19 protein-coding genes are annotated in these 20,167 nt (G+C 68.8%); 10 read left to right on the top strand and 9 right to left on the bottom strand.

From position 1 onward, the window contains the following. The first annotated feature begins 161 nt into the window (after positions 1-161). Together ACFQ9K_RS14095 and ACFQ9K_RS14090 are read left to right on the top strand one after the other, a co-directional pair. Positions 162-983 carry a hypothetical protein gene (locus ACFQ9K_RS14095; RefSeq protein WP_378717016.1) on the top strand — a complete coding sequence of 274 codons (822 nt, stop codon included), beginning with the start codon at positions 162-164 and terminating at the stop codon, positions 981-983. A gap of 71 nt (positions 984-1,054) precedes the next feature. Beyond that, complete coding sequence (locus tag ACFQ9K_RS14090) at positions 1,055-2,590, top strand: Rieske 2Fe-2S domain-containing protein (protein ID WP_378717014.1); 1,536 nt, start codon at positions 1,055-1,057, stop codon at positions 2,588-2,590. Between the two features lie 61 nt (positions 2,591-2,651). On the opposite strand, the gene ACFQ9K_RS14085 is transcribed toward ACFQ9K_RS14090, so the two are convergent. The 3 genes from ACFQ9K_RS14085 to ACFQ9K_RS14075 form a co-directional block, all read right to left on the bottom strand. After that, positions 2,652-2,990, bottom strand: a complete 339-nt coding sequence (locus ACFQ9K_RS14085) for a calmodulin (protein WP_378717013.1) — start codon at positions 2,988-2,990, stop codon at positions 2,652-2,654. A 191-nt stretch (positions 2,991-3,181) separates the two neighbouring features. Next, entirely contained in the window at positions 3,182-4,171 is a 990-nt protein-coding gene (locus ACFQ9K_RS14080) for a peroxiredoxin family protein (RefSeq protein ID WP_378717012.1), read from the bottom strand. A 248-nt stretch (positions 4,172-4,419) separates the two neighbouring features. Then, the gene (locus ACFQ9K_RS14075) at positions 4,420-5,670 is read right to left on the bottom strand and encodes an oxygenase MpaB family protein (protein ID WP_378717010.1); all 1,251 of its coding nucleotides are present in this window, start codon (positions 5,668-5,670) and stop codon (positions 4,420-4,422) included. A gap of 100 nt (positions 5,671-5,770) precedes the next feature. Between ACFQ9K_RS14075 and ACFQ9K_RS14070 the strand changes: the two genes are divergently transcribed. After that, the gene (locus tag ACFQ9K_RS14070) at positions 5,771-6,415 is read left to right on the top strand and encodes a TetR/AcrR family transcriptional regulator (RefSeq protein WP_378717009.1); all 645 of its coding nucleotides are present in this window, start codon (positions 5,771-5,773) and stop codon (positions 6,413-6,415) included. A gap of 100 nt (positions 6,416-6,515) precedes the next feature. Here ACFQ9K_RS14070 and ACFQ9K_RS14065 read toward each other — a convergent pair whose 3' ends face one another. The 3 genes from ACFQ9K_RS14065 to serS form a co-directional block, all read right to left on the bottom strand. After that, positions 6,516-7,892: an MFS transporter gene (locus ACFQ9K_RS14065; RefSeq protein ID WP_378717008.1), complete on the bottom strand. Its 1,377-nt coding sequence runs from the start codon at positions 7,890-7,892 to the stop codon at positions 6,516-6,518. Positions 7,893-8,078: 186 nt separating this feature from the next. Continuing rightward, a complete protein-coding gene (locus tag ACFQ9K_RS14060) occupies positions 8,079-9,944 on the bottom strand; it encodes a putative bifunctional diguanylate cyclase/phosphodiesterase (protein WP_378983178.1) in 1,866 nt (621 codons plus the stop codon). A 234-nt stretch (positions 9,945-10,178) separates the two neighbouring features. Then, positions 10,179-11,441 carry a serine--tRNA ligase gene (serS, locus tag ACFQ9K_RS14055; RefSeq protein WP_378717005.1) on the bottom strand — a complete coding sequence of 421 codons (1,263 nt, stop codon included), beginning with the start codon at positions 11,439-11,441 and terminating at the stop codon, positions 10,179-10,181. A gap of 92 nt (positions 11,442-11,533) precedes the next feature. Between serS and ACFQ9K_RS14050 the strand changes: the two genes are divergently transcribed. The 7 genes from ACFQ9K_RS14050 to ACFQ9K_RS14020 all read left to right on the top strand — a co-directional run bounded on the left by ACFQ9K_RS14050 (position 11,534) and on the right by ACFQ9K_RS14020 (position 17,877). Further along, positions 11,534-13,234: an aldehyde dehydrogenase family protein gene (locus ACFQ9K_RS14050; RefSeq protein WP_378717003.1), complete on the top strand. Its 1,701-nt coding sequence runs from the start codon at positions 11,534-11,536 to the stop codon at positions 13,232-13,234. Positions 13,235-13,301: 67 nt separating this feature from the next. Then, positions 13,302-14,432 carry a septum formation family protein gene (locus ACFQ9K_RS14045; protein ID WP_378717002.1) on the top strand — a complete coding sequence of 377 codons (1,131 nt, stop codon included), beginning with the start codon at positions 13,302-13,304 and terminating at the stop codon, positions 14,430-14,432. A gap of 9 nt (positions 14,433-14,441) precedes the next feature. Then, complete coding sequence (locus ACFQ9K_RS14040; protein ID WP_378717001.1) at positions 14,442-14,792, top strand: metallopeptidase family protein; 351 nt, start codon at positions 14,442-14,444, stop codon at positions 14,790-14,792. 159 nt (positions 14,793-14,951) lie between these two features. Further along, entirely contained in the window at positions 14,952-15,272 is a 321-nt protein-coding gene (locus tag ACFQ9K_RS14035; protein ID WP_378716999.1) for a PE domain-containing protein, read from the top strand. A gap of 42 nt (positions 15,273-15,314) precedes the next feature. Next, positions 15,315-16,481 carry a PPE domain-containing protein gene (locus tag ACFQ9K_RS14030; protein WP_378716998.1) on the top strand — a complete coding sequence of 389 codons (1,167 nt, stop codon included), beginning with the start codon at positions 15,315-15,317 and terminating at the stop codon, positions 16,479-16,481. After that, entirely contained in the window at positions 16,478-17,308 is an 831-nt protein-coding gene (locus tag ACFQ9K_RS14025) for an ESX secretion-associated protein EspG (RefSeq protein ID WP_378716996.1), read from the top strand. Before ACFQ9K_RS14030 ends, ACFQ9K_RS14025 begins: the two co-directional genes overlap by 4 nt. Positions 17,309-17,475: 167 nt before the next feature. Beyond that, the gene (locus ACFQ9K_RS14020; protein WP_378716995.1) at positions 17,476-17,877 is read left to right on the top strand and encodes a hypothetical protein; all 402 of its coding nucleotides are present in this window, start codon (positions 17,476-17,478) and stop codon (positions 17,875-17,877) included. 4 nt (positions 17,878-17,881) lie between these two features. On the opposite strand, the gene ACFQ9K_RS14015 is transcribed toward ACFQ9K_RS14020, so the two are convergent. The 3 genes from ACFQ9K_RS14015 to ACFQ9K_RS14005 all read right to left on the bottom strand — a co-directional run bounded on the left by ACFQ9K_RS14015 (position 17,882) and on the right by ACFQ9K_RS14005 (position 20,058). After that, a complete protein-coding gene (locus ACFQ9K_RS14015) occupies positions 17,882-18,562 on the bottom strand; it encodes a histidine phosphatase family protein (RefSeq protein WP_378716994.1) in 681 nt (226 codons plus the stop codon). Continuing rightward, the gene (gene pheA / locus ACFQ9K_RS14010; protein WP_378716992.1) at positions 18,559-19,473 is read right to left on the bottom strand and encodes a prephenate dehydratase; all 915 of its coding nucleotides are present in this window, start codon (positions 19,471-19,473) and stop codon (positions 18,559-18,561) included. Before pheA ends, ACFQ9K_RS14015 begins: the two co-directional genes overlap by 4 nt. 168 nt (positions 19,474-19,641) lie before the next feature. Beyond that, positions 19,642-20,058, bottom strand: a complete 417-nt coding sequence (locus ACFQ9K_RS14005) for a hypothetical protein (RefSeq protein ID WP_378716991.1) — start codon at positions 20,056-20,058, stop codon at positions 19,642-19,644. Between the last annotated feature and the right edge of the window lie 109 nt (positions 20,059-20,167).

Genomic DNA, 20,167 nt, shown 5'->3' with positions numbered 1-20,167 from the left:
CGTAGTCGCTGACTGTCCCATCCGGCAGTGGGCCACTGCTTTGCGGGTCGCACCGGGTCCGGGACGGCCCGTCGCACGCAGTAGAGAAGAGGATCGTCGAAGTGGAATGCGCCCGTCCGAATTCATCTGGACGCGACCGGTCCGCGTCGCACATTCGACGAGTGGTGATCGGCGGCTTCGCGATCGCCGGGGCGTTCGTACTGACCGGCTGCGATTCCGTGGTCGGCATCCCGGAGGATGAGCCTGCCGCGGTCGTGGCCACGAGCAAGACTCCGCCCGCCGCGGTGCCGTCTGCTCAGCTGGTTCCGCCGACGTCCGCCACGGTCGCCGCCGCGCCCACCACCGGCACGGTCACCGAAGTGCCTGCCGCCGTGCAGCGTTGGGTCACGGACCTGAAGACCGGCACCGTCGCGCAGTTGCAGGCCAAGTGCTGGACCATCGCGCCGCGGAACGTGGCCGAGATGTACGCCGACGACCAGCCCATCCTGGCCGCGCTCGCCCAGCCCGGCACCGCCACCAAGGACGCCATCACCTGGAAGACCCGCAGCACCACCGTCGCGGTCGACCGGGCCGCGCTCGACACCGGCTACGCCTGCCCCCGGGTCGCCACGGCGGGCGCGGACATCGAGTACAACGAGGCCGACGCCAGGCACACGGTGCGGCGCTACCTGGCCCGCTTCGTCGGCACACCGCTCGACGCCGCCGACAAGGAGGGCGCCTACCCGCTGGTCTGCAAGGCGTCCCCGGCGACCTGGGATCCGACCGGCACCGGCAAGGCGATCGCCGCGCCGCTGGCCGGCAACCCGGGCAAGCTGACCGGCGCCACCAAGTTCGCCGACCAGGAGATCAGCTCCGAGCCGCTGCGCGGGGACTACCTGGCCGTCGAGGTTCCGGTGACCAATTCCGCCGGTGTCACCAAGACCCGCACCTTCACCCTGACCGACGGCCCGCAGGGCTACTGCATCGGCGACGTTTCTCCGTAAGCACCGCGAGCGGCGCCGGTTCGACCCGAGCCATTACCCTGGGTGGCTGGTAACGGTAGGAGGAGCAGCTCGTGCAGATCACCAGCGTCGGACACGCCGGATTCCACATCCGCACCGCGGCGGGGTCGATCCTTTGCGACCCCTGGGTCAACCCCGCGTACTTCGCGTCGTGGTTCCCGTTTCCGGACAACACCCAGCTGGACTGGGACGAGCTGGGGAATTGCGACTTCCTCTACGTCTCGCACCTGCACCGCGACCACTTCGACGCGGAGAACCTGGCCAAGCACGTCAACAAGGACGCGACCGTGCTGCTGCCGGACTACCCGGTGCCGGATCTGAAGCGCGAGCTCGAGCGGCTCGGCTTCCACCGGTTCTTCGAGACCGAGGACTCGGTCAAGCACACGATCAGCAATAACGGCGCCGAGCTGGACATCATGATCATCGCGTTGCGCGCGCCGGCCGACGGGCCGATCGGCGACTCCGGGCTGGTCGTCTCCGACGGCGAGACCACGTGCTTCAACATGAACGACGCCCGCCCGGTCGACATGGATGTGCTGCACGACTCGTTCGGCCACATCGACATCCACCTGCTGCAGTACTCGGGCGCGATCTGGTACCCGATGGTCTACGACATCCCGAGCCGGACCAAATCGAACTTCGGCAAGCAGAAGCGCCAGCGCGGCATGGACCGCTGCCGCAGCTACATCGAGCAGGTCGGGGCCACCTGGGTGGTGCCGTCGGCCGGGCCGCCGGTGTTCCTGGACGACGAACTGCGCTATCTGAACGACGATCGCGGCGACGAGGGCAACATCTTCCCGGATCAGATGGTGTTCCTGGACCAGATGCGGATCCACGGCAACGAGGGCGGGATCCTGATGATCCCCGGTTCCGTCGCCGAGGTGCGCGGCGCCGAGCTGGAATTGACCCATCCGTTCGAGCCCGGCCTGATCTATGACAACAAGGCCGAGTACATCGAGTTGATGGCGCAACGACTCGCGCCGGTGCTGGCTGCCGAAAAGGCTTCCTGGGCAACCGGTGACGAGCCATTGCTGGAGCCGCTGAAGGCCCTGTTCGAGCCGATCATGGCGCAGAGCGACCTGATCTGCGACGGCATCGGCTATCCCGTCGGGCTGGTGATCGGCGACGAGACCGTGGTGCTGGACTTCCCCAAGCGCGTGGTCCGCGGCGCCATCGAGGGCGAGGGCAAATACCGCTACGGTTTCCGCATCCCGCCCGAGCTGGTGCGCACCGTGCTGCGGGACAACGAACCCGACTGGGTGAACACCATCTTCCTGTCCACCCGCTTCCAGGCGTGGCGGATCGGCGGGTACAACGAATTCCTCTACACCTTCTTCAAATGCCTCACCGACGAGCGGATCGCCTATGCCGACGGCTGGTTCTCCGAGGCGCACGACGATTCCGCCTCGACCGAATTGGCCGGGTGGGAAGTTCAGCGTCGCTGCCCGCACCTGAAGGCGGATCTGTCGAAATTCGGTGTGGTCGAGGGAAATACGCTGACCTGCAATCTGCACGGCTGGCAATGGGATCTGGAATCGGGACGGTGCAAGACGTCCAAGGGGCATGAATTGCGGTCGCGGAAACTCTGAGCGCATCGGACCGGGTCGGTCCCGTTCGGCACCGACCCGGAATTCGCTCGTTCCGCAGTGATCAGGCGTTGACCTCCCTGGTGAGCCGCGAGGACCATGGACACCAGAAACAGCCCGGCAGGAAGGCCCCACAGGCCTCGTCGAGGTGGTCCTCGACGTAGGTGATGCTGGCGTCGCAGACCTCGATCGCCATGGTGAAGAAGGTGACGGTGTCCGGGTCGAGGTGGAAACTCCACCCGGGGTTGTAGTCGACCGACTGCTTGCGAATGCGACCCATCACGTGGATCGACATCTGTTCCTCGCCGGAGAGAATGCGGCGCGCTTCCGCGATGCGCGCATCGTTGGTCAATCTGACCACGAATTCTTTGCCGGAGTAATCGGTGAATGCGAAGTCTGCCATGATATTTCACCTCGAAGGGTCGACCGATGGAGCCTTGCCATTCGATGATAGCCAGCGGCTATGTTCAGTTTCCGGCGAAATCGATTGTGCGGCAACATAATTAAAGAACCGTTCCGTATGCGACCGGGAAACGGCCGATTTTGCTGTAACGGTCGCGGCGTTGCGTACCAGAATCCCGATTCAGTGGATGGTCAGCGCCGGACAGCCGTTTTCGCCCGCACGATCAGTTCTCTCGCGGCGATCGCACCCCTGGCGACGGGTGCGGCGACCCGGCCGTCGGCGTCGATGAGCACGGCCGAGGGGGTGCCGCGGACGCGGTAGCGCAGGGCCGCCTCGTTGCCCTGTTGCACCAGCACCGGGATCTCGGCGAGGCCCTGCGCGCGACCCCATTCCGCGTGTTCGGCGGCGTCGCCGTTGCCGACCACCACGATGGTCAGCGCGGGCGCGGTGCGTTCCTGCCAGCGCGGCAGTTCGCGGGCGAGGGCCGCGCACAATTCGCATCCGGGATGGACGAAGACCAGCAGGACCTGACGGCCTCGCGCCAGCAGCGACGCCAAACTCGTTCGGCCACCGGCGACATCGAGCAGCTCGAATTCCGGCGCGACCGCGCCGACCGGCAGGCCCTCCGCGCCGAGGGTCGACAACGCCTGCTGGTCGACCCGCTTGCGCAGCGTGCGCACCTCACTCCACAACCGGCTCAGCGCCGCGACCAGCACCGCGGCCACCGCAAGCCAGACCGCGTCGGCGGTGGGCAGCGCGCGCGGCACCTGGGGATGAGCGATCGCGCCCCAGGCGACCAGCAGGACGAGTGCCAGCAGAATCCCGTTGCGCACCAGGGTCCGCGCCCCGATGGGCTCCGCACTCACCGCTCCGAAACACGAACAGGCCGGGCGCTCCCCACGCCGCAACAGCCGCGCCACCGCCAGCGTGAACAGCGCCAGCAACAGCACGGCTAGCACCGCCCCCGGCACCACCGTCCACGGCACCAGCACCGCGACCGCGACCAACCCCTCCGAAACCGGTAGCGCCCACCCCACCGCGGGCACCCACCGAATCGGAACTCCGAACTCCCCCACCGCTTTCCGCGTCCCGACCAGATCCGCCAGCTTCCCCGCCGCCGACAACCCGAACAGCACACCAACCACCAGCCGCGAAATCCACACCCCGTATTCGATAGGCATAAGCGCAGGTTCCCACACCGGCAAACCGCCGAAATACGAATCGGCAGAACTACTTCCGATCCGCGATGCCGAAACCCGGCCCGAGTGGGTGGTGGGCCACGTCCGCACCATTGTTGATTTCTCGCACCGAGAATTGCATGCGATTTTCGGTGCGGGAAATCAATAGTGGTGCGGCGGGGTCCGCTTCGGGGCTGGGTGGGTGGCGATGGCTGCGTGCCGGCACCGAGCGCACGGAGGCTTGCTCCGGGTCAGCCGGCGCGGAGGGGGCGGGTGGCGTAGGTGTCGTGGCGGGCGTAGGTGCGGTCGCCGCCGTTGCGGGCGATGGAGCCGCGGACGAGGCGGGTGCGGATGCGGGCGCCCAGGTTTTCGTGGAAGCGGGTGGCGCCGGGGAGGATTCGGCGGGGGACCTCGAGGGCGCCGTTCAGTACCGCGGTGGCCAGGACGGCGCTCTGGTAGAAGCGGCTGTCGGGGAGGCCGAGGAAGTCGGCGTTGCTGGGGCCGAGGATGATTCGGCTGTAGGCGACCAGGTAGCTGGTGATAACTCGGCGCACGGCACGCTGGGCCACCGTGTCGTCGCCGATGAACAGGCCGCCCGCGGCGGGGATCAAGGCCTGGGCCAGGCGCTGCGAGTCCGCGTCGGGGATGAATTCGGTGTCGGCGAGGATCCAGAAGGCGCGCCAGGTGTCGTTCTCGCAGGTCGGCAGGATCTCCGCGTCGACACCGAGCAGGAAGCCGACATAGCGCCACAGCTGGAAGACCGCGTCCTTCTCCTTGGCCGAGAATTGCAGGCCGAGGGCTTGGGCGCCGACGAGATTCGCCATGGAGAACAGGCCGAGGGTGCCGACGGTGAGCACCTGGTTGACCGGGTGATCCCAGGCCGCGTAATCCCAGTCGGGTCGCCGGTTCATCCCCGCGCGCACCAGCGCGTGCATCAACCGCACCCGCAGCACGCTCTGGTAACCGACCGCATTGCGGTGCAGCGCGCCGGGAGTCGTCACGTCGAGCCACCACTGGGTGGTCTCGGCGAGCCGGCGCGGCGCCATCGCGTCGAGGTCGCCGGTGCCGACCAGGGTCTTGTCCGCGCGCGAGGCCAGGTAGCCACCCATCAGGGCGAACATGCCCATGGCGATGCCGCCCCACACGCTGGTGCGCCCGACGACGCGGGCGCCGCGATCGATCTTCTCCCGGTCCAGCCAGTATGGATCGGCCTCGACCTGCGCGAAGAACGCGGTCAGCTCCGGCGGCGCGTCCGGCACGGCGTCCAGGCCGCGCTCGACGGCGAGCTCGAACATCCGGCGTCCCTCGCCGACCGGCAGCCGCTTGAACATCGCGACCATCGCATCGGCGAGCGGATCGCCGACCGAGGTGAATCGGCGGAACGAATCACGCTGGGCGGCGGTGCAGCTCAGGTCGCCCGGCGCCATCACCGGCACGGCGTACTTGAACGGGAACTCCGTGAACAGCTGCGGAGTGGGCAGTTTCTGGTTGTCATGCGCCATTGCACTTCACCCGTCGGATCGAGGTTCGCGGTCGAGCATTCTGACAAGACCGTCCCACACAATCGGATATCTGGCAAGGATGTATGCCAGAATGACTCCGATGGCTACCACCTCGCGGTCCTACGGCGGCGTGCCGATCGAACAGCGCCAAGCGCGGCGGCGTGCCGCGCTGCTCGACGCCGCCCAGGACATCATCGGGACCTCGGGTTTCGCCAAGCTGACCGTGTCCGGGCTGTGCGCGCGGGCGCGGCTGTCGGAGCGGTATTACTACGAGAGCTTCGGCGATCTCGACGCGGTGTTCAGCGAGTTGTTCGACCGGATCGTGGACGAGATCGGGCAGGCGGTGGTCACCGCGTTCGTCACGACGCCGGCCGATATCCGGGCCAAGACCAGGGCCGCCATCGCCGCGGCCATCGATCTGATCGCCGACGATCCGCGCAAGGCGCGCATCGTGACCGTCGAGGCGCAGCTGAATCCGGCACTGCTGATGCGCAGGGCCGAGGTGATGCGGTCGTTCGCGGGCATCATGATGGCGGTGTGCGCGGCCGAGGTCGGGGCGGAGGTGGTCGAAAAGGCCGGTGACCAAGCCGAATTCGCCGCCACCCATCTGCTCGGCGGGCTCTGGGAGACCACCAACAGCTGGCTGGCCGGCACGCTCCCGGTCACCCGCGCGACGCTGATCGATCGTTCCACCGACCAATTCCTGCTCACCGCAAGCCATCTCATCGGCACCCCGCTCGACTAGTCGTCGAACGGGACCGCACCGCGACATCGGCCGAGTCGCCGCACCGTCACGTCCCGCTCGACGCAAGCGCATTCAATCCGCCGGGCAACGGCTGGGGTGTTCATTCCGCTGTCCTCGAGTCGCCGGGTCTCGACGGTAGCCAGGCCGGGGTCAGTAAGGCGATGGGCAGCATCGTCGCGCCAAGTACGGCGAGGGTGGCGGACATGGACCACCAGGTGGTGGCGAGGGCGGCGAAGGCGAACACGGCCAGTGCGACGACCTCGCCGAGCAGGCCGGATACCGAGGTGACGGTGGCGCGGGCCGGGCCTTCGATCGCGTCTTGCAGCCGGGCGCCCGCGACGACACCGGCGTTGTAGACGATCCCGTAGGAGAGGCCGATCGCGGTGAAACCGAGGCCGGTTAGGACATACACGGCACTCGGGCGGTGTCCGGCGAGCCCGGCAATCAGCGCACCACCGAGAAACAGGACGCCGCCGAGGCCGACGGCGAGCGCCATGGTGCGTCCGGACATGCCCTCGGTGCGTCCGGCCAGAACCGAGCCGCCCAGCGAACCGAGGACGGTGAGTCCCACGAGCAGCGGCACCACCGCGGTCGGCACACCGACCGACTCGGCGAGCAGGGCGAAGTACTCGTCGAACGCGGTGATGCCGAACAACAACGCGCCGAGCAGCACGCCGTTGCGCACCGCGCGTACTCGAATCGATTCTCCGACACCGGCCTTCAGCATGGCGAGGTAGCGCGCGAACGGTCCCGTCGCGCTCCGATGCTTCGCGTGGGCGTCGTTCGCTACCACTCGATCACCCACCGCCGATACGCGACCGTCAGTGATGACATCCGAATTCGGATCGGCCGCACGATCATCCGAGGCCGGAATGCCGTTGTCCGCCGATGGTCTGCCCGGTGTCGGCGTATCGTCTTCCAGTTCATCGAGTTCGGCGGCGGATACCGCCTTCGGCGCACCGGGGAACGACAGCGCGATCAGCGTGTGCAACGCGGCGAATCCGACGCTGGACCAACCGATCAGCGCGTATCCACCCCAGAGGTACAGCGGGGTGGCGGCGACGATGCCGACCACGATGGCGGTTTCCGCGGCCGCGCGGGTGTAGCCCAGGATGCGGGCGTAGGCGGACGGCTCGCCGCGTGCGGCCAGGTCGTCGTACAGGAGCGCTTCGAACGTGCCGGACACCACAGCGCCTGCGGCGCCCCACAGTACGAATCCGAGGGCGAAGCCCGGATAGGTCGGGACGAGGGTCCACAGCGCGAATCCGGCGGTCAGCAGAACACCGCTGAGCACCAGGAGCGCGCGGCGCGACACCGTGTCCGCCCACGCGCCGGACGGCACCTCGAGCAGGAACGCGGTGGTCGACCAGATCGCGAACAGCGAGGAGATCTGCCCGGTGCTCAGCCCGTGGTCGGCGAACAGCAGGGAGTACAGCGCGTACAGCGGGATCAGGTCGCCGATGCCCTTGAACAGCACCGCGCGCGTCGTCAGCGAGCGCAGCGACGAAACCGTCCGTTCCCCGGGCGGGGACGAACGTGCAAGCGGACTGTGCGGGTCGGCGCTACCCGTCAGCCGGGCGAGCAGCCAGCGGACAGATCAACAGCCGTAGACGAGCAAACGCATGCTGTGAGCATGCGAGCCGGGACAGGCGGCGTCAAGCGGTTATCCGAGCGGCAGCCAGCCGTTGGCGGCGTGCATCGAATCGCCGTCGTCCAGCTCGCGGCCGGTCATTCCCGGACCGACCCGCCCGTGGTTCTCGTTGAGGTCGCTGATCAGATCCGCGACCGGGTGCGAGTCGCTGTAGTGATAGCCCTGGGCGAGGGCGAAACCGAGTTCGGTGAGCACCGCGGCCTGGTATTCGGTCTCCACGCCCTCGGCGATCACCTGGAGATCGAGCGCGCTGCTCAACGCGGCGATCACGCCGAGCAGCGGCGGCGCCGGGGAGTCGGAGCGGATCGCGGCGACGAAGGACTGGTCGACCTTGAGGATGTCGCTCGGCAGCGTGGCCAGCCGGCTGAGCGAGGAGTACCCGGTGCCGAAGTCGTCGATGGCGATCCGCACGCCGCGCTCGCGCAGGGTGTGCAGATTCGCGATGGCGGTGTGGGATTCGGCGGCCAGCTCGCTCTCGGTCACCTCGAGCACCAGTTGCTCGGCGGGCCAGCCGGTGTTGGCGAGGATGCCCGCGACCCGGTCGGCGTAGCCCGCCTCGGCCAGTTCCAGCCCGCTGACGTTCACGTTCAGGGTCAGATCGAGCTGTGCGAAGGTGTCCTGCAGGCGCGCCGCGTCGGCGCAGGCCCTTCGCAATACCAGCTCGTCCAGGTCGGAGATGAGGTCGTATTCCTCGGCGACCCGGATCAGTCCCTCGGTGGTGACGTCCGGCTGCGCGCTCGACGACCAGCGCAGCAGCGCCTCGACCCCGACCGCCTTGCCGCCGCCCTCGGTGAGGCTGACGATCGGCTGATAGTGCACGTCGAGCAGGCCGCGGTCGATGGCCTCGCGCAACTCCACCGCGAGCGGCAGCTGCCGCGAGGACTCGAGCACCGTCCGGTTGCGGCCCGCCTGCTTGGCCCGGTACAGGCCGACGTCCGCGCGGCTCACCAGCAGCGACCCGGATTCGCCCGGCTGCCAGGAGGTCACGCCGGCGGAGCAGCCGGTGGTGACCGCCGCGCGCAACTGCTCGGTGAGCAGAATGGCGGCCTGCTCGGTGGTGTTCGGCAACAACAGCGCGAACGCGTCGCCGCCGTAGCGGGCCAGACGCTGATCCGGCGCAAGGAGTTTCGACCAGGTGTCGGCGACACGTTGCAGCACGGCGTCGCCGGCCCGGTGGCCGAGATGGTCGTTGATCTTCTGGAAGCGGTCGAGGTCGACCAGCACCAGCGCGAGTCCCTGGCCGGTGCGGGTGGCCTGCTCGATCGCGGAGTTGAGCGCGCGGTCGAACCCGCGCCGGTTCAACAGGCCGGTCAGCACGTCGATGTCGGCTTCCGACGCCATCCGGGTCAGGATGCCGACCACCACGCCGACGCCGAAGGTCACCCCGGCCGGGATCAGCCCGGACCACCACGGCAACCCGGGAACCACCGGCCGCGCGGGCAACACCCATAGGCACAGCGCCATGGCGAAGGCGATGTGCGCGGCGGCCTGCGACCACGCGAAGAACAGCGCGGCGTCACAGGCGACGAAGACATAGAAGGCGGCCAGGCTGATCGCGCCGACGGTGTTCGGGAAGGCGTAGACCGCGACCGTGACCAGCACCGTCGCGATGGCGACGTAGACGTGATGCACCGAGTGCGGCAGCCGCGGACCCCAGGCCAGCAGGGTGAGCCCGAGCGTCAGCGCGATCGCCGCGGCCGCACCGACCAGCGGCCGACTACCCTCGTCGCCCGGGGCGATCGCAGTAATCAGCAGACCCAGCACACCACCCATGACGTAGAACGCCCCGGTGGTCCGAGCCATGACCATAGCTGTCGCCAGCGCCGATGCCGCCCGCACCCGGGTTCGGGTATCGCCGCGCGCCCCGATTCCTCGCACGGCAATAGCCTAGACACAACGAATCCCGGCGGTTGCCACATCCCGTGAATCCGGCATGGCGAACCGGTAGCTATTCATCTTCGCGAAACATTCGGGTAGCCAACACGACTTGGCCACGGCGGCCCACACTCGACATTCGCCGACCGTGGCACGGCGGGGCCAGAGGCGAACCCGGGACAGTTCGGACGAACGAATGTCCGCGGTTCGCCTGCTCACCCGCGCACGGGAATCCGCCTACTTCGGCGGCGTCAGCACCTCGGTACCGACGAACGGAACCAGTGCCGCGGGCACCCGGACCGAACCGTCGGCCTGCTGGTTGTTCTCCAGGATGGCCACGATCCAGCGGGTGGTCGCGAGCGTGCCGTTCAAAGTCGCTGCGATCTGCGGCTTTCCGTTCTCGTCGCGGTATCGCACGGAAAGGCGCCGGGCCTGGAAGGTGGTGCAGTTCGAGGTCGAGGTGAGTTCCCGATAGGTCTGCTGGGTCGGCACCCAGGCCTCGCAGTCGAATTTGCGCGCGGCCGAGCTGCCGAGATCGCCTGCGGCAACGTCGATGACCCGGTAAGGGACCTCGACGGCCGCGAGCATGTCCCGCTCCCAGCCGAGCAGCCGCTGGTGTTCGGCGTCGGCCTGCTCCGGCGTGGTGAAGACGAACATCTCCACCTTGTCGAACTGGTGCACCCGGATGATGCCCCTGGTGTCCTTGCCGTAGCTACCGGCCTCGCGGCGGAAGCACGACGACCAGCCCGCGTAGCGCTTGGGGCCGTTGCTCAGGTCGAGGATCTCGTCGGAGTGGTAGCCGGCCAGCGGCACCTCCGAGGTGCCGACCAGGTAGAGGTCCTCCTCGGCGAGCCGGTAGACCTCCGAGGCGTGCTGGCCGAGGAAGCCGGTGCCCGCCATGATCTCCGGGCGCACCAGCACCGGCGGGATCATCATGGTGAAGCCGTTCGCCACCGCCTTCTGCGCCGCGAGCTGCAGCAATCCGAGTTGCAGCAGGGCGCCGTAGCCGGTCATGAAATAGAAGCGGGCGCCGGAGACCTTCGCGCCGCGTTCCATATCGATCAGGCCGAGCGACTCGCCGAGTTCCAGGTGGTCCTTCGGTTCGAAGTCGAATTCCGGTGGCTTCCCGACGGTTTCGAGCACGACGAAGTCCGCCTCGCCGCCGGCGGGCGCGCCGTCCTGCACCACGTTCGAGATGGCCCGGTGCGCGGCGTCCAGGTCGGCGTCGGCGGCGTGCTGCGCGACCTCGGCCTCCTTGACCTTGACCGACATCTCCTGCGCCTGCGCGAGCAGCGCGGATCGCTCGTCCTTGCTCGCCTTGCCGACCAGCTTGCCCATCGCCTTGTGCTCGGCGCGCAGGTTGTCGGCGGTGGCGACGGCCGCGCGGCGGGCCGTGTCCGCCTCGAGCAGGGCATCGACGAGGGCGGGGTCTTCGCCGCGGGCGCGCTGCGAGGCGCGGACCGCGTCGGGGTTGTCCCGCAGGAATCGGAGGTCGATCATGGGACCTCAGCCTAGTGGGGAGGCTATTACCGTTTCACCCCGATATCCCCGGATGCGAGGCACTCGGCCGATGGCACGCGCATAGTTGGCTTGTGGGCACAACTTTCGATGAATCAGCGATCGATGAAGCACTGGCCGAGCTGACCGCGGGCGAGAAGGTGTGGGCCCAGACCCCGCTGCGCCGTCGCCGGGAACTCCTCGACGACCTGCACGCCCGGACCGGCCGCTTCGCCGACGACTGGGTGCGGGCCGCCCGGACGATCAAGCGGCTGGACGCGGACTCACCGCTGGTCGGCGAGGAATGGATGTCCGGGCCGCTGACCATGCTGCAGGCCACCGCCGCGCTGTCGGCGACGCTGGCCGCGCTCGAGCACGGACGCAGCCCGCTCGACGGGGTGCCGATCAACGACGCGCCCGGCAATCGGGTCGCGGTGCCGATCCTGCCGCTGAGCACCTATGACCGGCTATTGCTCAACGGTTTCCACGGCGAGGTGTGGCTGCGGCCCGGCGTCGACGCCGCGACCGCGCGCAGGCGGGCCGGGCTCGCCCAGCTCGACCCGACCGCGACCGGCGGCATCGGGGTGGTGCTCGGGGCGGGCAACATCACCTCCATTCCGCCGCTGGACGCGTTGTACGAGCTGTACGCGCACAACCGGGTGGTGCTGCTCAAGCTGAACCCGATCACCGATCCGCTGTACACGGTGTTCGAGATGGTGTTCGCGCCGCTGTGCGAGCTGGGGGTGCTGCGGATGGTGACCGGCGGCGCGGAGACCGGCGGCTATCTGGTGCACCATCCCGACGTCGCGCACGTGCACATGACCGGCAGCGCGCAGACGCACGACGCGATCGTGTGGGGACCGGGCCCGGAGGGGCTGGAGCGCAAGCGGGACCGGCGCCCGCTGCTGGACAAGCCGATCACCAGCGAGCTCGGCGGCGTGTCGCCGACCATCGTGGTGCCGGGCGACTGGTCCGACGCCGATCTGCGATATCAGGCCGAGCACGTGGCCACCCAGCGGCTGCACAACGGCGGCTACAACTGCATCGCCGCGCAGGCGGTCGTGCTCAGCGCGGACTGGGAACTCAAGGACAAGTTCCTGGCCGAACTGCGTACCGCGCTCGCGCAGGCGCCGGAGCGACCCGCCTATTACCCGGGCAGCGACGCGCGGGTCGCCGACGCGGTGGCCGCCTATCCCGATGCCGATCAGGTCGGCTCGGGCCGGGTGCTGATCGAGCGCTTGCCGCGCACCGATACGCCGCTGTTGCGCACCGAGTATTTCTCGCCCGTGCTCGGCGTGGTCGAACTGCCTTACGCGGGCGGCGAATTCCTGCAACAGGCGGTCGATTTCGCAAACAACGAACTGACCGGGACGCTCGGGGCCAACGTGCTCGCCCATCCGGCCACCATTCGCCGGCTCGGAATCGGGTTCGACCGGGCTGTCGAGCGGTTGCGCTATGGCGCGATCGCGGTGAACGCGTGGACCGGGCTCGCTTTCCTGGCTCCGCGCGCGTCCTGGGGCGCTTTCCCCGGCCACCAGCTCGATGATGTACAGAGCGGAATCGGCGTGGTGCACAACGCTTTTCTGCTCGACGACGTGGAACGCACGGTGGTGCGCGGTCCGTTCCGGCCCGCGCCGCGCTCGGTGCTGCGCGGCGAGCTCGCGTTGTCGCCGAAACCGCCGTGGTTCGTCGGCAATGCCGCGGCGGCGGTGACCGGGCGCAAGCTGACCGAGTTCTACGCCAGCGGCAACCCGGCCCGGATACCCGGCATCTTCGTCTCCGCGTTCCGCGGGTAGCCCGGCGAAAGAGCTGATCAGAGCAGGTCGTGGCACCGCGGCGCGGAGGCTGCCATGATGGATCGCGATGTCCTCCTCCGATCATGCACCCAAGCCAGAGCCCGCGCGCCGGCCGACCGAGCGCGGCCTGCCGACGCGCACCGGCGCGGTGCGGCGGCCACTCGACACGGTTCGCGGCTGGTTCAGCGGCGACGTCGCGCTGCCCGCGCCGACCCTGCGCTGGGGACTGCTGCTGGTGGCGGCGGGCGCCGTGATCGCGGCGCTGGTGACGTTGTTCGTGACCGGGTTCGACAACAACAAGGTCGCCGCGCACACCCCGGGCTCGCCGGGTGAGCCGATCGTGGACAAGGAATTCGGCACCGCGGTCCGGGGCGACTGCCTGAGCTGGGCCAAGCCGGACCACTCCGATCTGGCCAAGGTGCGCTGCGACAGCAAGCACATGTTCGAGGTCGCGGCCGACGTCGACATGAGCAAGTACCCGGGCAAGGAGTTCGGGCCGGGGTCGCGGTTCCCGGACTCGCTGCGGCTGACCGAACTGAAGGAAGAGCACTGCGTTCCCGCGGTGCAGCAGTACCTGGGCGGGAAGTTCGATCCGCGCGGGCGCTACATCGTCGGGCTGATGTATCCGAGCCCGGACGGCTGGCAGCACGGTGATCGCACGTTGCGCTGCGGGCTGCAATACGCGGCCAGCTCGGGCACCCCTGCCTCGGTGGGCAGCGCCGCCGAACACGATCAGTCCAAGGTGTACGGGCCTGGCGTGTGCCTGGGCATCAATCAGAACCTGCCCACCGATCCGGTCGATTGCGGACAGGTGCACTCGGTGGAGGTCGTCTCCACCATCGACCTCGGGCAGCGGTTCCAGGGCGGGCCGCCCGCCAAGGAGGAGCAGGACAAGTTCGTCGAGGACGAATGCGCGCGGACCTCGTCGGACTATCTCGGCGGGCCGGACGTGATCAAGAACAAGACGCTGACCCTGTTCTTCGACTACCTGGACGCGCGCAGCTGGCTGGCGGGCAGCCGCAAGCTGGACTGCATGGTCGGCAAGGGGGCGGACCGGGAGGGGTTCGCGCCGATCACCGGTTCGGCGAAGGGCGACATCCTGATCAACGGCCAGGCCCCGCAGCCGCCGCCGAACACCGGGCGCTCCACCCCGACGCCGCTGCCCGGCGCCGCGCCGCTGCCGCCGCAGCCGAGGTAGCTCGCGACGATGTCGGTCTCCATGTCCGAGGACCGGTTCGAGGAACTGGTCGGCGACGCGCTCGATCGTATTCCGGCGGAGTTGGCCCGGGCCATCGATAACGTGGTCGTGCTGATCGAACCTCGCAATCCGGAGGATCCACATTTACTCGGGCTGTATCACGGCATCGCGCTGACCGAACGAGACAGCCACTACGGCGGCGCATTGCCGGACACGGTGACGATCTATCGCGAATCCATCCTGGCCATCTGCGCGGACGAGGCCGAAGTGGTGGAAGAGGTGGCAATCACCGTGATCCATGAGATCGCACACTATTTCGGCATTGACGAAGAGCGCCTGCATCAGCTGGGATGGGGCTAGTCTTTACCCCAGCTGTATGAGTGCGGTTGCAGTTGGGGTGAGACAGGAAGAAACTTTAGGGGATTCGATGGAACCGATCGCTTTGCTGTCGCGTCCTATCACTCGAAGGGGGAATTCTCGTGGTTCCGCCCCATCGCCGCCACTAGAAGGAGTCGAGTCATGGTTGGCCACGTACTAGTACAACCCGAAGTCGTCCTCGCTGCCGCCGCCGAGCTGGATCTTCTCGCCGAGCGGCTGGCTGCCGCCGCCGCGTTGACCGCTCCCGCGACGCATGTCGTCCCCTCGGGGATCGACGAGGTGTCGCTGCACGCCGCGAACCATCTCAACCGGGGCGCGATGACGCACGACCAGGCAGTCGCGCAGGGGATCCTGGAACTGCACCACGCCGCCGCGACGCTGCGCAGCCAGCTCGTCACGCACATCGGCGAGGACGTCGCCCGGGCGGGCGTCGTCAACGTCATCGGCGGAACAATCGCTTAACGCCTGCGGGCACAGCAACAAGCACAAGCAAGGGGAGAAAGCATGACCGCAGGAATCACCGGGGTGTTCTGGCTGCCCCGCATGGCAGAAGCAAACTCGATCGCGCTCAACGCGGGCGCACACGCCGTGCCGATCTCGGCCGCGGCGACCGCGTGGGGCGGGCTGACCGCCGCCTGGGTCGACGCCACCGCGACCGTCGCCCGGGTGATGGCCGAGCTCGGGGTCGGCATGCAGGGCATCAACGGCATCTCGGCGCTGTCCAAGCTCACCGGATTCATCGGCTGGGCCGAGCAGCAGGGCGTCATGGCGGCCACCATGGGCTCGAAGGCGGCGGGCAACGCGATCGCCTACACCGTGGCCTCGATCGCCATGCCGAGCCTCCCGGAGATCGCGGCGGTCGACGCGGCGCGGGTCGCCGCGCACTCGACCGGCGGTGTGCTGAACGGCACCTCCGAGGCGGCAGAGGCGGCCAAGGCCGCGCTCGACCTGCGCGCGGCGCTGACCATGGAGACCTACGAGGCGGCGACCACCGCGATGGTCCTGACGCCGGGTGAGTTCGTCAACCCGCCGGCCATCGCGCACGGCGCCGGCACCGCGGACCAGGCCGGTCAGGCCGACCAAGCGTTCCAGGCCACCAACGTCGATCCGGTGCAGACCGCGATCTCCACGGCGGCCGCGTTCGTGAACAACCCCGCCGTGATCGGCGCGGCGACGCAGGCGGCGAACGTCGCGGGCACAGTGGCGACCACCGGTGTGTCCGGCGTCGGCACCATCGGCTCGCACGCGATCGCGGCCGTCACCTCCGCGGCCTCGGTGCCCAGTGTCACCAGCGCGGCGCCGGCGGCCATGGTCGGTGGCGCGGGCCTCGCCTCGGCGGTATCCGCGGGCACGCGGTCCGCGTCGTTCGGCTCGGGCGCCTCGGTGTCGGTCGGCAACGGTTCGCTCAAGCTGCCCGAAGGCTGGGGCTCGAGCTCGATCGGTGGCGCACCCACCGCGGCTCCGGTCGCCGAGAATGTGTCGGTCAGCCAGCCCACCGCGGCGCCGGTGCAGCGCAACGCCACGCCCGGCAGCCCGCTGCTCGGCAACCAGGTGCGCGACGAGGACGACGAGTCCGAGCACAAGAACCAGATCGACCTGCGCGCGGAACACTTCACCGACGGCCGCTACGCCGCCGACGGAGTGATCGGCGCCGAGCCGGCCGCTAAGTGACGGTGCTCGGCGCGGGCCGCGGCCCGTCGATGCTCGCCTCGGTGGTGTTGTCGCTCGACGAGATGCAGTTTCTCCTGGAGAAGCTGGAGATCGACGAGGTGCCCGTCGTGCTGGACGCACGCGGGCAATACGACAACGTCACCGATCACGACGCTGCGATGGCCGCAGCCGCCCAGTCGCTCACCGATCGCGAACTGCTGATCGGTGACGTGATCCATCAGGAACTCGAAGACCGGCTGCGCGCGCTGTACCGGCCGCACTGGGTGGTCGCGCTCCGGCTGTTCGTCGAGGGTCAAGCGAGTCGCATGTGTCTCGCGAAGGGCGACGATATTGTCACCGTCGCCCTGCGCGGGCCGCAGTCCTACGTGATCGACGAGGCCCAGGACGACCTCCCCGGCCCGGTGATCGCGGCGCTCGGCCCCGCCGACCCGCTCGACCTGACCGGCATGCGGGCCCCAACCGAGCAGCTGGTCCCGATCTTCGACGACACCGGCGACGCGGGCGCGACCGCCAACCGGCTCGCCAAGGTCGGCACCCCCGCCGCCGACGCGCAAGCCCTCGCCTCGGCGATGGTGCAGATCCACTCGCACGCCGAGATCGTCGGCGTGGTGTACGGCGACGGCACCCGCGACGTCACCGACAACCACATCGCGGTGTTCAACACCCGCGGCGGACGGTTCATCGCGACCGCGAGCAAGTCCGACGACGGGGTCAAGTGGACGTCACTCAGCTCGGGCACGCCGGCCCGGTTGCGAACGGCGTTGCAGGACTTGATCAATGGGCTGCCGGAACGGGAAGAGTTTCCCCGCAAGCCCGAGCAGGTCTAACTCGCTCCGCGGAAACAGGCAACAAGGATTCGCCGCGCATGCCCGCTCGCTGCGCGGCGAATTACCGGTGAAATCATGCGCGGCAAGCCCATTCGTACCCGCAAGTCTCGCGATCAGCTTGCATCAAAACGTCGAAATGCACTGCACGGAGATGGCACGCTGGTTACGTGGTTTCGTTGACGTTCGCCGCGATCGAGCAGGCTCTGCGGGACAGCTGGGCCGCCGATACGTGTTCGCCGGACGATGTGGCCAGGGCGGCATGGGATTTCGGCAATCCGGCCTGGGGGCATTGCGATATCACCGCGCTGATCCTGCACGACGTGTTCGGCGGGGAACTGGTGCTCGGCGAGGTGTATCTGGACGGCGAGCGGCGCGGATATCACTGGTGGAATCAATTCCCCGACGGCACGGAGATCGACCTGACCCGCGAGCAGTTCCGGCTCGGGGAAACCGTCACCAATCGCCGGATCGTGCATCGGCCCTCGGGTCCGCTGCGCCGCCGGAACGACGAGTACGCGCTGCTGCGGCGGCGGGTCGCCGAACGCATCGGCAGCGCACTGCCCGGCTGAGCGGTCAGCCCATCGGGTCGTCGGAGGTGGGCGCGACGTCGTACCCGAACGGCGGGGTGAAGCGGCCCCAGCGGGTGCAGTCCCAGGTGCCGTCGGGGAGCGGGACCAGTTCGATGGTCTCGGTGTTGTCCAGGTGGTTGTTCGTGGTGAACGGCGGCAGCACGTCGGCCAGGTAGCGGGAGACCAAACGCATTGACGCGCCGTGGTTTACCAGGATGACGTCGCCGGTGTTCGAGTCCGAGGTCAGATAGGTCTCGCGGAGTTCCTCGATGACCGGCAGGAAGCGGGCCAGGACGTCACGGCCGGACTCACCGCCGGGGATCCGCTCGTCCAGATCGCCGTTGTGCCAGGCGCGGTAGACCCGCTGGAAGTAGAGGTGGGCCTCCTCGCTGTGCTTGCCCTCCAGGTCGCCGGCCTGCACCTCCTGCACGTTGTCCAGGACGGTGGCGGGCACGCCGGTCGCGGCCTCGATGTACCCCGCGGTCTGGCGGGCGCGCAGCGCGGCGCTGCAGAACAGCACGCGCGGCGGGTTCACCAGGTTCTCCCCGAACAGCTTCGCCTGTGCCGCACCGCGTTCGGTGAGCGGCAGGCCGGGCACCTTCGTGTCGAGGAGTTTCGCGACGTTGCCCTCGGTCTCGCCGTGCCGCACCAGAACCAACTTGCCCGCGGCGATCTTCTCGGTCATAGATCCGCCACCCCCTTTCTCAACTGGGTCAGCCATTCCGCGGCCGCCTCGTCCGAGGGCGGCGGCGTACCGGTCGCTGACGTCGCAGGCCAGGAACCGAGGAACCGGATCCGCGCCGTGCGATGCAAGGCCTTGAGCGCCTCGGCCACCGCCGTGTCATCGATGTGCCCGACACAGTCCAGATAAAAGCGATAGGTGCCCATGCCGGTACGGGTCGGCCGGGACTCGATCCTGGTCAAATCGATGCCGCGGGTGGCGAATTCGGCGAACGCGCGCATCAGCGAACCCGGCTCGTTGGTCAGTTCCAGCACGATCGAGGTCCGATCCGCGCCGGTGGCCGGCGGGGCCACGCACGGACGGGTGACCAGCACGAACCGGGTGATCGCCTGCTCGTGGTCGGCCACGCCGGATGCCAGCACGGCCAGCCCGCGGCGCGCGCCGGCCAGTGCGGTGGACACGGCGGCGTCGGCATGGCCCGCCACCACGTCGTCGGCCGCCGCGGCGTTCGACGCCGACACGTACGGCCGCGCCTGCGGCAACTCCCGCGCCACCCACTCGCGCACCTGCGCGGCGGCCACCGGATACGCGGCCAGCGTGCGCACCTCGGACAGGCTGGTGCCCGGATGCCCGAGGATCGTGAAGGTCACCTCCAACTCGGTCTCGGCCACGATTTGCAGCCGCGGACCGATGGCCAGCGAATCGAGCGTCGCGGAGATCGAACCCTCCACCGAACTCTCGATCGGCACCACCGCGCCGGTTACGTCACCGGAGCGGATCAGGTCCAGCGCGGCGCCCTGGCTGGGCGCGGCGATCCGCTCGACGGCCCCTTCGAAGGCCCCCGAGGATTCGAGGTCGGCGAGGGCCATCTCGGTGAAAGTTCCGGAGGGCCCGAAGTACGCGATGCGCGGCACGGTTACGACCTTACTTGCGTCCGCGACCGGCGCTCCCGCGATTGCGCCCGCACCCCGTCTCACCACGCGTTTCCCCGGTTACCGCGCGGGCGCGCCCGCGCTCGGCGAGTCCGCCGCCGGCCTCGCGAGCTACCTCGCCGCGCTCACCCGGCGGGCGCCGCTCGCGGGTCAGTTCGGGGCGAGGGGTTGCAGAGCGTGGGTTACTTCGTCCACGGCTTCGGTCTCGATGGCGTGGAGAACGGTTCGAAACGCCTCTACCGCAGGCGGTTTCAGCGCGGTGAGGAAGTTCGTGTCCGGGGTGACGAGAGCGGTGCGGATGTCCTCGCCGCAGAGGGCGGCGACGGTGGCGGCGACGATCGCCACGGCGCGTTCGCCGGAGGACGTGCGGGCGATGAAGCCGGTGTCGGTGTGCACGATGGCGGCCAAGAAGTCGGCGACCACCGCGTCGGCGTCGTCGGCGTCGAGGGCGGGCGCGGAGTCGCCTGGGCGGGGGGCGCGGACCAGGCCCTCGACGAGGCTGCGCCGAGCCGGGGTGGTCAGTGCAATGAGTACCGGTTCTCCGGTCGATTCCGCTCCGTGCGCCACCGGTGCACCGTAACAACCGGAGGCGATGCGGGGTTCGGTGAGGCAACCGGCGGCGAACTCTCCGGATCAAGCTGCGGCTAACGCTTGCGGATGTTCCGCCCGTCACTTA

It is taken from the genome of Nocardia sp. NPDC056564 (genome assembly GCF_042793755.1).
GTDB lineage: Bacteria > Actinomycetota > Actinomycetes > Mycobacteriales > Mycobacteriaceae > Nocardia.
Note: the sequence above shows the minus strand (reverse complement) of the source record. Positions and strands in the feature narration are given on the sequence as shown.

Bases quoted from the DNA above. Each gene is read 5' to 3' on its own strand.
- serS (WP_378717005.1), bottom strand. From the start codon at position 11,441: ATGATCGACCTCCGATTCCTGCGGGACAACCCCGACGCGGTCCGCGCC.
- ACFQ9K_RS14040 (WP_378717001.1), top strand. From the start codon at position 14,442: ATGTCGGTCTCCATGTCCGAGGACCGGTTCGAGGAACTGGTCGGCGAC.
- ACFQ9K_RS14075 (WP_378717010.1), bottom strand. From the start codon at position 5,670: ATGGCGCATGACAACCAGAAACTGCCCACTCCGCAGCTGTTCACGGAG.
- ACFQ9K_RS14015 (WP_378716994.1), bottom strand. From the start codon at position 18,562: ATGACCGAGAAGATCGCCGCGGGCAAGTTGGTTCTGGTGCGGCACGGC.
- ACFQ9K_RS14035 (WP_378716999.1), top strand. From the start codon at position 14,952: ATGGTTGGCCACGTACTAGTACAACCCGAAGTCGTCCTCGCTGCCGCC.
- ACFQ9K_RS14045 (WP_378717002.1), top strand. From the start codon at position 13,302: ATGTCCTCCTCCGATCATGCACCCAAGCCAGAGCCCGCGCGCCGGCCG.
- ACFQ9K_RS14070 (WP_378717009.1), top strand. From the start codon at position 5,771: ATGGCTACCACCTCGCGGTCCTACGGCGGCGTGCCGATCGAACAGCGC.
- ACFQ9K_RS14030 (WP_378716998.1), top strand. From the start codon at position 15,315: ATGACCGCAGGAATCACCGGGGTGTTCTGGCTGCCCCGCATGGCAGAA.
- ACFQ9K_RS14085 (WP_378717013.1), bottom strand. From the start codon at position 2,990: ATGGCAGACTTCGCATTCACCGATTACTCCGGCAAAGAATTCGTGGTC.
- ACFQ9K_RS14080 (WP_378717012.1), bottom strand. From the start codon at position 4,171: ATGCCTATCGAATACGGGGTGTGGATTTCGCGGCTGGTGGTTGGTGTG.